The 14,852-nt window shown below is 34.8% G+C and carries 12 protein-coding genes and 1 riboswitch; of the genes, 3 read left to right on the top strand and 9 right to left on the bottom strand.

Annotated elements, in window-relative coordinates; genetic code table 11:
- Nucleotides 1-26: 26 nt before the first annotated feature.
- Nucleotides 27-2,693 carry a pyruvate dehydrogenase (acetyl-transferring), homodimeric type gene (aceE, locus tag A6A10_RS03775; protein WP_121121834.1) on the bottom strand — a complete coding sequence of 889 codons (2,667 nt, stop codon included), beginning with the start codon at nucleotides 2,691-2,693 and terminating at the stop codon, nucleotides 27-29.
- A gap of 369 nt (nucleotides 2,694-3,062) precedes the next feature.
- On the opposite strand from aceE, the gene purE reads away from it, so the two are divergent.
- Both purE and purK read left to right on the top strand, forming a co-directional pair.
- On the top strand, nucleotides 3,063-3,557 hold the full coding sequence (gene purE / locus A6A10_RS03770; RefSeq protein ID WP_121121836.1) for a 5-(carboxyamino)imidazole ribonucleotide mutase: 495 nt from the start codon (nucleotides 3,063-3,065) through the stop codon (nucleotides 3,555-3,557).
- Between the two features lie 112 nt (nucleotides 3,558-3,669).
- A complete protein-coding gene (gene purK / locus A6A10_RS03765; protein ID WP_121121838.1) occupies nucleotides 3,670-4,767 on the top strand; it encodes a 5-(carboxyamino)imidazole ribonucleotide synthase in 1,098 nt (365 codons plus the stop codon).
- A gap of 103 nt (nucleotides 4,768-4,870) precedes the next feature.
- Here the strand turns inward: purK and A6A10_RS03760 are convergent, their stop codons facing one another.
- From A6A10_RS03760 to A6A10_RS03735, 6 genes are all read right to left on the bottom strand, one after another.
- Nucleotides 4,871-5,989: an N-acetylneuraminate epimerase gene (locus A6A10_RS03760; protein ID WP_121121840.1), complete on the bottom strand. Its 1,119-nt coding sequence runs from the start codon at nucleotides 5,987-5,989 to the stop codon at nucleotides 4,871-4,873.
- Between the two features lie 109 nt (nucleotides 5,990-6,098).
- On the bottom strand, nucleotides 6,099-7,946 hold the full coding sequence (locus A6A10_RS03755) for a TRAP transporter large permease subunit (protein ID WP_121121842.1): 1,848 nt from the start codon (nucleotides 7,944-7,946) through the stop codon (nucleotides 6,099-6,101).
- A 68-nt stretch (nucleotides 7,947-8,014) separates the two neighbouring features.
- Complete coding sequence (locus A6A10_RS03750; RefSeq protein WP_121121844.1) at nucleotides 8,015-8,995, bottom strand: sialic acid TRAP transporter substrate-binding protein SiaP; 981 nt, start codon at nucleotides 8,993-8,995, stop codon at nucleotides 8,015-8,017.
- A gap of 170 nt (nucleotides 8,996-9,165) precedes the next feature.
- Nucleotides 9,166-9,624 carry a ribonuclease HI gene (rnhA, locus tag A6A10_RS03745; RefSeq protein ID WP_121121846.1) on the bottom strand — a complete coding sequence of 153 codons (459 nt, stop codon included), beginning with the start codon at nucleotides 9,622-9,624 and terminating at the stop codon, nucleotides 9,166-9,168.
- 53 nt (nucleotides 9,625-9,677) lie between these two features.
- A complete protein-coding gene (gene purU / locus A6A10_RS03740) occupies nucleotides 9,678-10,514 on the bottom strand; it encodes a formyltetrahydrofolate deformylase (protein ID WP_121121848.1) in 837 nt (278 codons plus the stop codon).
- Between the two features lie 93 nt (nucleotides 10,515-10,607).
- The gene (locus A6A10_RS03735) at nucleotides 10,608-11,012 is read right to left on the bottom strand and encodes an H-NS family histone-like protein (protein WP_121121850.1); all 405 of its coding nucleotides are present in this window, start codon (nucleotides 11,010-11,012) and stop codon (nucleotides 10,608-10,610) included.
- A 248-nt stretch (nucleotides 11,013-11,260) separates the two neighbouring features.
- Nucleotides 11,261-11,440, top strand: a riboswitch (Lysine riboswitch).
- Nucleotides 11,441-11,546: 106 nt separating this feature from the next.
- On the opposite strand from A6A10_RS03735, the gene A6A10_RS03730 reads away from it, so the two are divergent.
- Entirely contained in the window at nucleotides 11,547-13,079 is a 1,533-nt protein-coding gene (locus A6A10_RS03730; protein WP_121121852.1) for a Na+/H+ antiporter NhaC family protein, read from the top strand.
- A gap of 69 nt (nucleotides 13,080-13,148) precedes the next feature.
- Here the strand turns inward: A6A10_RS03730 and A6A10_RS03725 are convergent, their stop codons facing one another.
- Nucleotides 13,149-13,844 carry a SanA/YdcF family protein gene (locus A6A10_RS03725; RefSeq protein WP_121121854.1) on the bottom strand — a complete coding sequence of 232 codons (696 nt, stop codon included), beginning with the start codon at nucleotides 13,842-13,844 and terminating at the stop codon, nucleotides 13,149-13,151.
- Nucleotides 13,834-14,736, bottom strand: coding sequence for a DMT family transporter (locus A6A10_RS03720; RefSeq protein ID WP_121121856.1), 903 nt, complete (start codon nucleotides 14,734-14,736; stop codon nucleotides 13,834-13,836). Before A6A10_RS03720 ends, A6A10_RS03725 begins: the two co-directional genes overlap by 11 nt.
- Nucleotides 14,737-14,852: the final 116 nt, after the last annotated feature.

The following is a 14,852-nucleotide window of genomic DNA, read 5'->3' as shown; positions in this document are numbered from 1 at the left end:
CCTATTTTTCAAGGGGAAGCATGATTTTATGCGTGAAGTGGATTAACTTTATCCGCATCAATTCCAAATTTTTCGATTGCTTCAGCAACAACACTTGGTTTAATTGAGCCTTCTTCTGCTAATTCAGATAATGCAGCAATAACAACATGATGAGCATCAACTTCGAAATGTGAACGTAAGTTTTCACGGCTGTCTGAACGACCGAAACCATCAGTACCTAACACAGCATAACTCTTAGCTGGCACGTACGCAGCAACTTGTTCTGCGAATAATTTCACATAGTCTGTTGCAGCAACTGCTGGTCTATCATTCATCACTGTAGCGATGTATGGAACACGTTTTTCTGCTGTTGGGTGTAACAAGTTATAACGTTCTACATCAGCACCTTCACGAGCAACTTCAGTGAATGAAGGAACGCTGTAAACGTCTGAAGATACACCGTAGTCATTCGCTAGAATTTGTGCTGCTTCACGTACGTGACGGAAAATAGAACCACAACCCATTAACTGTACAGATGCTTTTTCTTTCTTAGCTTGAACAGTTTCGAATTTATAGATACCTTTACGGATACCTTCTTCAACACCTTCTGGCATTGCAGGTTGGTCATAAGTCTCATTTAATGTTGTGATGTAGTAATACACATCTTCTTGAGGCTCACCATACATACGACGCATACCATCTTGGATGATCACTGCAACTTCATAAGCGTATGCAGGATCATAAGCGATACAGCTTGGGATAATCGCAGCTTGAATATGGCTATGACCATCTTCATGTTGTAAACCTTCACCATTTAACGTTGTACGACCTGATGTACCACCGATCATGAATCCACGAGCACGTTGGTCACCCGCTAACCACATTAAATCGCCAATACGTTGGAAACCAAACATTGAGTAGTAAACAAAGAATGGGATCATTGGGAGATCATTTGTTGAGTATGAAGTTGCTGCTGCAATCCAAGATGCTGCGGCACCTTGCTCATTGATACCTTCTTGTAATACTTGACCATCGATTGATTCACGGTAGTAAGCTACTTGTTCACGGTCTTGTGGTGTATAGTTTTGGCCATGAGGGTTGTAAATACCGATTTGACGGAATAAACCTTCCATACCAAAAGTACGCGCTTCATCAGCAAGAATAGGCACAATATGTTTACCTAATTCTTTATTTTTCAATAACACATTTAATGAACGAATAAACGCCATTGTTGTTGAAATTGGACGAGCTTGAGCTTCAAATAATTGAGAAAACTCTTCTAATGCTGGAATTTCTAGTTTCTCAGTAAATTTAGGTAGACGAGTTGGTAGGTAACCATTCAATGCCTTACGTTGTTGGTGTAAGTAATTATACTCTTCTGAACCTTCTTCAAATTTAATGTAAGGTAAATGCTCAAGATCTTCATCTGCAACAGGTACATGAAAACGATCACGGAAATGTTTAATTCCACTCATATCCATTTTTTTCACTTGGTGAGCAATATTTTTACCTTCTGCTGCATCACCCATACCATAACCTTTAACAGTTTTAATTAATAGTGCGACTGGTTTATTCTTAACCTGTTTTGCTTTGCTATATGCAGTGAATACTTTAATTGGATCGTGACCACCACGTGTTAATTGCCAAATTTCATCATCTGTCATATCAGCGACTAATGCTGCAGTTTCTGGATAACGTCCAAAGAAGTTATCACGTACATATTTACCATCTTTTGATTTAAATGTTTGATAGTCACCATCAACCACTTCCATCATAAGTTGAATTAATTTACCCGAAGTATCTTTTTGGAATAAACGATCCCAGTTTGAACCCCAGAGTACTTTAATGACTTCCCAACCAGAACCAATGAATTGACTTTCGAGTTCTTGAACAATTTTGCTATTACCTGTTACAGGTCCATCAAGACGTTGTAAATTACAGTTAATAACAAATACTAGGTTATCTAAGTGTTCACGAGCTGCAAATGCGATTGCACCACGAGATTCGACTTCATCCATTTCGCCATCACCTAAGAAGGCATACACAGTTTGATCTGTTGTATCTTTTAAGCCACGATTATGAAGATATTTTAAGAAACGTGCTTGATAAATTGCATTCAGTGGACCCAATCCCATTGATACTGTTGGGAATTGCCAAAATTCTGGCATTAATCTTGGATGTGGGTAAGATGAAAGTCCTTTACCATGCACTTCTTGACGGAAATTATCTAATTGTTCTTCTGTTAAACGACCTTCTAGAAATGCTCTTGCATAAATACCAGGAGAAATATGACCTTGGAAGAAAACTAAATCCCCTCCATTTTTCTCAGTGCGAGCCTTAAAGAAATGATTGAAACCTACTTCATACATTGTCGCAGCAGATTGGTAAGAAGACATATGTCCCCCTAATTCCAAATCTTTCTTAGATGCTCTTAACACCATCATAATAGAGTTCCAACGTACTGCAGTGCGAATACGGCGCTCTAAATCTAAATTTCCTGGATAAGGGAGATCTTCTGACGCAGGAATTGTATTAACATAATCGGTACTGATACCACTTTGTAGAGGAACACCTTGACCTCGAGCTTGTTGAAGTACTTGTTCAACAATAAATTGTGCTCTTTCTACACCTTCTTCACGAATTAATGAGTTAATTGCAAGTAACCAATCATTAGTTTCGATTGGATCTACGTCATTACCTAAAATTTCTGACATAGTTTTTCTTTCCTTTTTTATAAGTGAATAATACAAGTAAACAGGACTGCTTACCCTCTGTGAAATATGACTAAAATGGCATCATTATTATTGCCAAATCAGATTGAATGCAAAAATACTAAGACTAATTGAATTATCTTTACAAACACAATAATACTAACCACTTGATTTTTAACAACATCTATTTTTTGTTAAAAAAACGTAAGCGAATATTTATATAAGAATAACAAAATTGGGCTAATTTGTCCATTTTTCCCCAAAATTTAAAGTGGTAAAAACACTTGATTTCCGCCTATTTTTTAAGAAAAAATCCGCTAATTATGCTATTCTACAAAAACTTTTTATCAATCTTTTAATCAGGTTATGTAAATAATGAAAAATCCAGAAATTGCGATCGTTATGGGTTCGAAAAGTGATTGGTCTACAATGTCAGAAGCTGTGCAAATTCTTGACCAATTTGACATTCCTTATCATGTTGAAATAGTTTCTGCCCATAGGACACCAGATAAACTATTTAGTTTTGCTGAAGAGGCCGAAAAAAATGGATATAAGGTAATTATCGCTGGTGCAGGAGGTGCTGCTCATCTTCCTGGAATGATTGCTGCAAAAACAATAGTTCCCGTACTTGGAGTACCTGTAAAAAGTTCAATGTTAAGTGGCGTAGATAGCTTGTACTCCATCGTTCAAATGCCAAAAGGCATTCCAGTAGGTACATTGGCAATTGGTCCAGCTGGAGCAGCTAATGCAGGGTTACTTGCAGCTCAAATATTAGCAAGTTTTAATAATGAATTGGCAAAAAAATTGCACGAATTCCGCCATTCTCAAACACAATCAGTCCTTGATAATCCTGATCCTCGAGATTAGTCAAGTTTGTAATTTAACTTTATTTCAATATAAGCGGTAAGTTTCGAAAGAAATTTTACCAATTTCAATAACGATCTTACCGCTTACCACTATTTTTATTTGAGAATATTCCATGCAACAAAGTACGATTTATCCTCCTATTTATGTATTAGGTAATGGTCAACTTGGCAGAATGCTACGCTATGCGGGAGCACCTCTGGATATTACAGTGAAAACTATTGCTTTTGATACTCCCGTATTCAATCTAGAACCGGATAGTCTGATTACGGCTGAAATTGAACGATGGGAACCAACTCCATTTACACAAATTCTTGGTAACCATCCTAATTTTGTCAATTTATCTGTGTTTGGACAATTAGCTGATCGTTTCACTCAAAAGTCACTACTCGATCATCTCAAGCTACCCACATCTCCTTGGCAAACCGTCGAGTCAGCAAGTCAATGGCAAGATATTTTCACACAAGTAGGTGAAAAAGTTGTCGTCAAACGAAGAACTGGAGGCTATGACGGTCGAGGACAATGGATTGTCACTAAAGATTCAGTAGATCAAATTACACCCGAATTATTTGGAGAAGTAATTGCTGAGAAATTTATCCCATTTGATGGCGAAATTTCCCTTGTAGGTGCAAGATTTCGTAATGGCGAACATCGTTTCTACCCTATTACCCATAATCTCCAACAAAATGGCATTTTACGCTATAGCGTAACTAATCTTAACCTTCCTCATCAACAATCATTTCAAACTCAAGCAGAAAAAATGCTTTCCACAATTATGGATGAATTGAATTATGTTGGCGTAATGGCAATGGAATGTTTTGTTGCTGGAGAAAAATTATTAATTAATGAATTGGCACCCAGAGTACATAATAGTGGACATTGGACTCAGTTAGGCTGCACTGTAAGTCAATTTGAATTACATTTACGTGCATTGCTTGATTTACCAACACCACAATTAACTACTAATGGGACAAATGTTATGGTGAATTTGATTGGTATTGAGCACCATAATGAGTGGCTTGGTATTCCTTATTCTCAACTGCATTGGTATGGTAAAGAAGTTAGAGCAGGAAGAAAGCTAGGGCATATAAATTTATTTCATCTTAATAGTGATGAAGTCATCACTAGCTTAGAACAACTAAGACCTTATCTATCTGAAGACTTTTACTCAGGGCTAGATTGGGTAAAAGGACTTTTATCTAAAGTCGCTTAGTTTTAACTCATACTAAATATTAATTCAGCTTTATATAAAAAGAGTTGGTTCTAATTTAGAACCAACTCTTTTTTAAGTTTAAAGATATATTTTAGATAATATCTTATTCCACAACAACTTTATCACCATCAAAACTCATAGTTTTGACTTCTGTAAGCGCTTTACCACCATCAGTTTCACCGCCAATCATGAGAACTTTGTCACCATAATTAACAGCAACACCATAAGCGATGTTCATTGGATATTCCCCTACAACACTCCATTTCCCATCACCAAACGCATAAATATCATTATGATAAGTTTTTGTTAAACCTTTATGAGCCCAATTCATACCATCATTGAATTGTTTAACTGAACCAGGGAAGTTTGCACCACCTGTTACAATATAGCGGCCATTAGAATAACCGCCCATTGCACCAGCTAAACCATCTTGAGCTTGACCTTTCACACCAGGTAAATCTGGAAGTTGTTTCCATTCAACACCATTTTTACCAAAAGTACCTTGATAAGTTGCAGCAGTACGAAGACCTGGTTTGATTTCACCATTAACAACCATTAAATTATCACCATCAATGCTAAACATTGCACCAGCTCTAGGATAACCTTGTCCTTCATTTGTCCATTTATTTTTCGCTGGTTGGTAGCTTAAAAGTTCTGTTGTAAAGAAATAATCTTCTGGTGCTTGATTAAAATAAGCATCTGAGATTGCATCTTTCTTAGCGCTATCATCTCCAGCAGCAGTTAAATCATTAAAGATTCCATCAAAAATTTCAAAATTTGAACCACCTAAAACATAAATTTTATCTCCACGAGTCGCTGCTGAAGCACCCACTAAACCTCTAGGAGAACGTGTTTCTAATTTAGTCCATTCATTTTTTACAGGATCATAACTATAAGCATCATTAACTAAATTTAATGCACCTTGTGCATTTTTTTGATACCCACCAAACACATATAACTTACCATCAACAACGCCAGAAATTGGCTGATTACGATCACCTCCAGGAAATGTTGCAATCTCTTTCCATGCTTTTGGATCTTTTAAATCGAGTGAATAGAATTTTGTTGTACCTGTACCACCTAATCCAACATAAACAGTATCACCAATTACTGCACCTGTACCACTTTTGATACCTTCTGGCAGATCTGGATACTGAGCAGCCTGTGCTGCAAATGCTGTCATTGCTAATACTGAAAATAGTGCTGTTTTTGTAAATTTCATTTTATTACCTCATTTAACTAGTAAGAATGAATGTCTATTCAGATACAACATTGAATAGTGATTTTTTAAGCTAGCCGAAACCGGCTAGCTTACTTCTAATCTTTATACACTACGGCATAAGAAGATTTGGAATAAATGTAATGATTTCTGGGAAAATAGTAATAAGTGCCAATGTTGCAAAAATTGGAACAAGGAATGGTAAGACCCCCTTGGCTACTGTACTTACTGGCATATTACCTACACGAGCTACCACAAATAACGCCATTCCCATTGGTGGAGTAAGAATACCAATCATCATATTCAATGTAGTCATTACACCAAAGAAAATTAAATCTATACCAAAATGCTGTGCAATTGGAATTAACATAGGTAAGACCAAGAACTGTAATGCTAAGGCATCAATAAACATACCTAAGAATAACAATAATAAGTTAATCATAAGTAACACTGTAATTGGAGAATTAGCGACAGCCATAAATACGTCTGCAATTCGCATTGCGACTTGTTCACGTGCAATCATATCCCCAAAGAAAGTTACTGTCATAACCATTAATGCTGTTACACCAGTAATAGCTACTGCTTCTACACAGCTATTAAAGAGCATTTTTAAAGTAAGCTCTTTATACACAAACATTCCGATAATTGTAGAGTAAAGAGCTGCAATCACAGCTGCTTCTGTTGGAGTAAATGAACCAGAGAAAATACCGCCAATAATTAGAACTGGAGTAAGTACAGCCCAAATCGCTTTTTTGAATGCTTGACAACGTTGCTGTAAACTCGCTTTTGGTGTTCTTGGATAACCTCGTTTTTTCGCAATATAATAATTCATTGCCATTAATGCAGCTGTTACTAATACACCAGGTATAAATCCTGCAACAAATAGTTTAGCAATAGATTGATTTGCAATAACTCCGTAAATTATCATTGCGATACTAGGAGGTACAAGAGGTCCAATAATACATGATGCTGCAGTAATTCCTCCACACATGTCATCATCATAACCAGCATCACGCATTGCCTTAATCTCAAGCTGTCCCAATCCACCAGCATCTGCTAAAGCAGAACCTGACATACCAGAGAAAATTAAACTCGCTCCAATATTTACATGCCCCATACCACCACGATAGTGGCCTAATAAAGCACTTGCAAAATTAAAGATACGTTCTGTAATTCCCCCAGTATTCATTAAAATACCAGTTAAAATAAAGAAAGGAACGCTAAGGAGAGAGAAACTATTTAGGCTATCTACAAGTTTATTTGATGCTGAATTGACAATATTCCATCTAGTCATCAAGAAATAAAGTATTGTAGCAATAAATAATGACCAACCCACTGGGGTCCCTAAGAACATGATTACAAGCCAAACAACTAATACAATATAAACAGCTGAATCACCTAATTTCACATAATTAGAAATACGAAGAGCTCTATACCAATTAGGTTCAATAAACACAATAGCAAAAATGATAATAGTAAAAATTACATATGCAATGGCTGGAATATAAGTTAATCCATTATTTACATTACTTTGCTGAGCTTGTAAGAAACGGAAAAGCATCAAAATAGAGATGAAAGGTAGAGCTGCGTATAACCATTTTTCAGATATACCTAAAGAAACGATCTCAAAACTAGAATCAAGCCAAACCTTGAAACCCAAATAGATAAAGAGAATAATGGAAATAAAAATCAGAATTTGAACAAATGAATTAGCAACTTTTTTTACTTTTTCAGGCAAATGGTTAGTAATGAAGTCAATATACACATGTTGTTGACTTCTAATTGCCATGCTTATACCGAGTAGTGCAACATAAATAAAGAGTAATCTAGCTAACTCTTCACTCCAAATAAATGGGGAATCAAATACTTGGCGCGCTAAAATCTGAGCAATAAGGATTATAAAGATGGCGATAAACATCACACCACCAATCCACTCCTCTAATTTGTTTATTATTTTCATAAGAACCTCAAATAATCCAATAAAAACAAGCCTTATCTCTTAAAACAAAGAGATAAGGCAATACGACATTACTTCGCTAAATTAGAGATTTCTTCAACAGCTTGTTTACCTACTTCACCATTTTTATTTAGATATTCATCGTAATATGGTTGTAGAGCTGCTTTAAATGGTTTTAAATCAGGTGTTGTAACTGTTACACCATTATCTTTAAAGAAAGCGATCAAACTTTCTTCACCATCAGTAAATAACTTAGTATGGTACTCTGCTGCTTTTTCTGCGGCATCTTTCACTACTTTTTGTAGATCTTCTGGTAAATCAGCCATTGTTTCATTACTTACTAGATAAAGTTGATCGTTCAAAATATGATTTGTTAGTGCTAAATATTTTTGAACTTCATAGAATTTTTGAGCTTCAATCGTTGGTAATGGGTTTTCTTGTCCATCTACAGAATTAGTTTGAAGAGCTAAATAAACTTCTGAGAATGCCATTGGAGTCGGCGCTGCACCAACATATTGAGCAAATGCTAAGTTAGTTGCTGCATTTGGTACACGGATTTTTAACCCTTTCATGTCATCAATGCTATTGATCGCTCTATTTGATGTTGTTTGGCGAGTACCATTATAAGCATCTGCTAAAACAGTCATACCTAAATCATCATCAATTTTTTTAAGTAAGCCTTTACCAAAATTAGTTTCAAATAACGCTTTCTTTGCAGTATCAAAATCAGGAATCATATATGGTAAAGCAAAGACTTCTGCTTCTGGATAAAAGATTTGGAAACGAGCAGATTCACCCAATGTAAAATCTAAAGCACCATCTTTTAATTGTTTCATCATTACACGGTCATCACCTAACTGTGCACTTGGATAAATTGAAACATCGATTTTGCCGGCTGATTTATCTTTAACCTCGTTAGCAAAGAACTCAACTGCTTTATATTCATTTGAACTAGGTCCTGCAACCATACCAAATTTTAAATCATAATCAGCAGCAAAAGCTGATGTCGCTAAACCGAGTAAAGATGCAAGTAGTAGTTTTTTAAATTTCATAATGATTTCTCCTGTGTTGGTTATCTTATGAGATTGAGAATAGATTATTTAAACACCAAGTTTAAACTTGCGGATATTTTAAAGTGAAAATTCCATTTTTGATATAGAAAATGAAGTTTTATTTCAAAAATGATAAGTAAGTCACAAAATTAAAACTATCGTATCCAAACTTAAGATTGATATCCTTTATCAACAAAAGAAGGAGAATTAGCCCCTTCTTTGGCAAGTCTATCACATATTTCATTTTCCGTGTGTCCTGAATGTCCTTTTACCCAAAACCAATCAATGATATGAGGTTGAATTGCCATATCCAAACTTTCCCATAAATCTTGATTTTTTACCGGTTTTTTGCCACTTGTTTTCCAATTATTTGCTTTCCAATTACTCATCCACTTTTGAATGCCATTTTTCATGTATTGGCTATCGCTGGATAAAGAAATATGACAAGGTTCTTTTAATAAGGATAATGCTTCAATTACTGCCAGCAACTCCATCCGATTATTTGTAGTCAGATAGAATCCTTTACTAATTGTTTTTTCATGATGTTTATAACGCAATAAACATCCAATACCACCAGGTCCAGGATTACCCAAGCAAGATCCATCCGTAAAAATTTCAATCTTTTTCATTTATAGTCTTTTCCCATGATATTAAAATGCTTTAAATAATCCTTAACTATCAATCACATAACGATTGTTTTATTTTTATGAACAAAAACTCGATCTGATAATACTAGCTCTAATGCTCTACTTAATACTGTTTTTTCTACATCTCTTCCTGCTCTCATCATTGCATCTGCAGTATAAGTATGATCAATATTTATCACATTTTGCATAATGATAGGACCTTGATCCAATTCATTATTAATAAAATGAGCTGTTGCACCGATAATTTTCACCCCTCTGTCGTAAGCTTGTTGATATGGTTTTGCACCAATAAAAGCTGGTAGAAAGGAATGGTGAATATTAATCACTCTATTTGGATAGCGTTCAACGAATTCTGGATTTAATACCCTCATATATTTAGCCAATACAATATAATCTGGAGCATATTCATCTATCTGTTCACTAAGTAGCTTATCATGTTCAACTCGACTCAAGCCTTCGTGACTGACTAAGTGAAAAGGTACATTAAATTTTTCAGTTAATTCTCTTAACTTATCATGATTTCCAATTACCGCAGCAATATCAACATCTAAACCACCATAATAATTTTTCATTAAAATATCGCCTAAGCAATGAGCTTCCTTTGTCACAAGAATCACTATTTTTTTGCGCTGTTTAGGAACTAATTTATAAGTAGCGCCTTCTGGCAACATGAATTTCAAATCAGCAATAAACGTATCATCATTAAAAATCCCTTGGAGTTCTGTTCTCATAAAAAAGCGATGAGTATCACCATCTACAAATTCTGTATTATTAATAATATTTAGTTGATGCTTATAGCAAATATTAGTAATTTTAGCGACTAGTCCTTTATAATCGGGCGATTCTGTCAATAAAATCTTATCTTCAATCATCTCTATTTCTTCCTTAATTTTTACAAATAAAAAAAGAATCCACATAACAATGGATTCTTTCTTAGAATAATTCTTCTACAGTTAGCAAAACCTCTAGATTTCAAAATCTTTTAGAGATTTACCTGAGTTAAGCGCCTGTTGTAATGCTTTTGGGGTTCTACCTTGCCCAGTCCAAGTCTTTTCGATACCATTATCCAAAAACTTATACTTTGCTGGACGAGGGGAACGAGACTCGCGTCTTTTACCTACTGAAGAGCCACCAAGTAATAATACAAGTTCCTCCGCAGAAATTCCATCTTGCGCCAATAATTCTTTATATTTATTCAGACTTTCTAAGCGTTTCGCTTCCTCAGCTTCTATCGCTCTTACCTCTTCACGTTTTTCCTCTACAACAGTATTTACTTTTTCAAGTAATAGTTCTAATTGTTCTAATGAAGATTCTCTTGCTACTGCTCTCAAGCTACGAATATTTGACAATGTTTTGATTAAATCTGACATTAATACACTCCCAGAAATTTAATATTTTTAAATATACTTTTTATAGATTTACTCTTTATATACTAACTCAATATTTTTTTTTGGTAAATATAATATTTTAAAATATTGGTATTTTTCTTATTAAAGTTAAATAGATTCTCTTTTACTATTTAAAAATAAAATAGATCATTCTGTTATTTTATTTTAAATAAATGATCTCATTTTTCACTTGGCAAATATCACTTATTCATGTAACCTGACAGTGTCCTACAAATTGTAGAGGTGCAGACATCATAAGTATATTTTCTGAGTGGAGAACGTTGAAGAAAATTGAAAGGGGTATTTGCCGAAGTCAGTTAAGCGTCATCTTAATTGGCTGGGGTCGTTATCGAAAGGTGCGACACTGTCATAAGGTAACCATTTTTACCTTATGGAGCGCTACTGTTTAGGCTAGGGTTTTCGCATTTATCCCTTCCTTGTCTTTAATAAGATTTTCAGTAGATCTCTTTCTTTGTTTGGCTATTATTTTATTATCAAAACAATCCTAGAGGTTTTATGAATTTAATTGATTATTCAACATCAGCTTGGTCAGTGGTTCCACCACTACTTGCACTGCTACTTGCAATATTCACGCGAAGAGTAATTATATCTTTAAGTATTGGTATTATAGCTGGGGCATTAATGCTTAACAATGGTAACCCCATTGATGCCATAATCCACTTAAAAAATAATATATTGTCTTTAGTCTATGGTGAAGATGGACTAAATTCAAATAACATTAATATTATTCTATTCTTAATTTTGCTGGGTATACTTACCGCTTTACTTAGTATCTCTGGTAGCAACCAGGCGTTTGCTTCTTGGGCCCAAAATCATATTAAAGGTAGAAGAGGTGCAAAACTAATGGCAGCCTCCCTTGTCTTCTTTACTTTTATTGATGACTATTTTCATAGTCTTGCAGTAGGTGCTATTGCCCGCCCAGTTACCGACAAATTTCAAATATCTAGAGCTAAACTCGCTTATATTTTAGATTCTACTGCAGCACCAATGTGTGTATTAATGCCAATCTCTAGCTGGGGAGCTTATATTATTACATTAGTAGCTGGATTACTTGCGACCTATAGCATAACAGAATACTCTCCTTTAGGCGCTTTTATGACAATGAGTGCAATGAATTTTTATGCCATTTTTTCTATCATTATGGTATTTATAGTTTCTTACTACACTTTAGATATTGGTTCTATGGTGCGTTTTGAAAAAGAAGCATTAGCAGACGATAAATTCAAACATTCAAATATGGACTCAAATACAGAAGGAAAAGTCCGTAACCTTATTCTGCCTATCGTTGTACTTATTGTTGGAACTGTTACTATGATGATGATAACAGGTAACCAAGCATTAGCCGAAAGTGGAAAACCTTTTGATATTTTAGGGGCATTTGAAAATACAACCGTAGGTATTTCTCTCGTTGTTGGTGGGATAAGCTCTCTTATTATCGCATCATTACTTATTATGTTTGATAAAAAAATAAATATTAAAGAATACACCTCATCTTATCTTATCGGTGCAAAATCAATGAGTGGTGCAATTCTTATTTTATTTTTTGCTTGGACTATTAACGGTATTGTAGGCGATATGCAAACAGGTAAATACCTTTCTACACTCGTTGCAGATACGATTAATCCAGCATTTTTGCCTGCTATCTTATTTGTGTTAGGAAGTTTTATGGCATTTTCTACAGGAACGAGTTGGGGAACATTTGGTATTATGTTACCAATTGCTGCGGCAATGGCAGCTAATGCTGATCCTAGTTTATTACTTCCATCATTATCAGCTGTAATGGCTGGGGCTGTTTGTGGAGATCATTGTTCACCAATTTCAGATACAACTATTCTTTCTTCTACCGGCGCACAATGTAATCATATTGATCATGTAACATCTCAATTACCTTATGCTTTGGTTGTTGCTGTTGCAACCATGATTGGATATTTGATATTAGGATTTACTAAGTCTGCTTTATTAAGTTTTATTGGAACAGCAATATTGCTTGCTATATTTATCATAATATTTAAATCTAAACAAAAATAACTGAACTAAAAAACTAAAAGAGGCGGTAAACTTATTTTCAATACTTACATTTAAACTTACCGCTTATTTTTATAGTTCAGTAATTTTAGATTCTTCTAATGTAGTCGGCTGAACACCTATAATAAGATTAATTAGCATAGCCGTTCTTGCAAAAAACTCTCGAATTCTGACTTTATAATGCTCTTCAGGATACTGTGCCACAAAACAGATCGCGTCAATATCATAAAATTTCGCAATAAATAATGCCCTCTCGCAATGAAAACGTTGTGAAATAATCGTAAAGGGCGACAAATCAAATACTTTATCTGCTCTAACTATAGAATCTAACGTATTATAGCCCGCATAGTCTTGCTTTATAAGCGTATTTGGTACTCCCAATTTCTGCAAGTCTGAAGTCATTACCTTAGGTTCATTATAGTAGGCGGTTGAATTATCTCCACTCATTAAAAAATAGCTTACTTTATCATTATCATATACTTGTTGGGTTGCATCTAATCGATATTTATAATACAAATTAGGTGATCCTGAAGGATAATATTTTGCTGTACCAAGTACCAGTGCATATTCTCGATAAGGTAAATCTTCTATATTGGTATAAATTCGATCTTTGACTAAATAACCTATTGACATATCAATCAATAACATTAGACAAAAAAATGATATACCTCCACTAATTATCAACTTAATGAGTTTAGGCATAAAGTAAGTCACTTTACTCAACAAAGTGACTTTTTCTTTATCTACATTTTTTTGCTTATTGACCATCAGAATTTTTAGCTAATTTTGTTTCTGCGTGAGTAATATACATCGTTGCACCAATAATGATAGCAGCACCAAGCCATAATTTACCTGGTGGAACCCAATTAAAAACAAGCCATCCTGCTAATACATTCAAAGGCAATTTGATGAAGTCAAAGGGTTGAATATAAGAAGCATCTGCTAAATTATACGCTTTTGCTACCGCTAGCTGAGCGAGAGCAGTTAAGAACCCTAGTAAAATAAGAAAACCAAAATCACTAAAAGATGGCATGCTAAAGCCTGTTGGGCTTAAATTAGTCATTGCAATCAAAAGATTAAATGGCGTGATCAAAATAAATAAATAAGCAACCATTGTGGTTGGTGAATCGTCTGATGATAATTTTTTCACCATTAATGAATAGCCTGCCCAGAAGAATGCTGCAGCAACAGGTAGTAAGACAATCCAATCAAACTCTTCTGACCACGGTTCTAAAATAATCATAGCACCAACAAAACCGAGAAAAGTCGCAATCCAACGCTTTTTATCTACTTTTTCTTTAAGAATCAAACCTGAACCAATAGTAACGAATAGGGGGGAGGTCATTAATAATGCGATACCTTGCCAAATAGGGATCGGGTGCGCTAACGCCATTGTCCAACATTGTATACCAATAGCCGATAAGAACACTCTTATACAATGTAGCCCAAAATGCTGTGTTTTTAATGATTGGAAAAAACCCGCATTTACCATACTTGGCATTAAAAATAAAAATGCCGCTAAGTACTGAACGAGAGCAACAACACTCGCATCAATAGAAGAAACAGAGGTTAATTTTGGGATAAGTGTATTAACCCCTGCAAACAAAACGCCTGCACTAATAATCGCTATAGCGCCTTTAATTGGTTGATGATTTTGCATAACTATAAGGGAGTAAATAAGATTGGCATAGAATATATTAGCTATCTAAAATTGCAAGTTTAAATAAAAGAAGTCTAGAAGTTTAGACATTTAGCCATCTATTTATTGACAAAGAA

This window comes from Otariodibacter oris, assembly GCF_009684715.1.
Lineage (GTDB): Bacteria > Pseudomonadota > Gammaproteobacteria > Enterobacterales > Pasteurellaceae > Otariodibacter > Otariodibacter oris.
The sequence above is the reverse complement of the archived record's forward strand: the minus strand, read 5'-3'. Positions and strand labels throughout refer to the sequence as shown.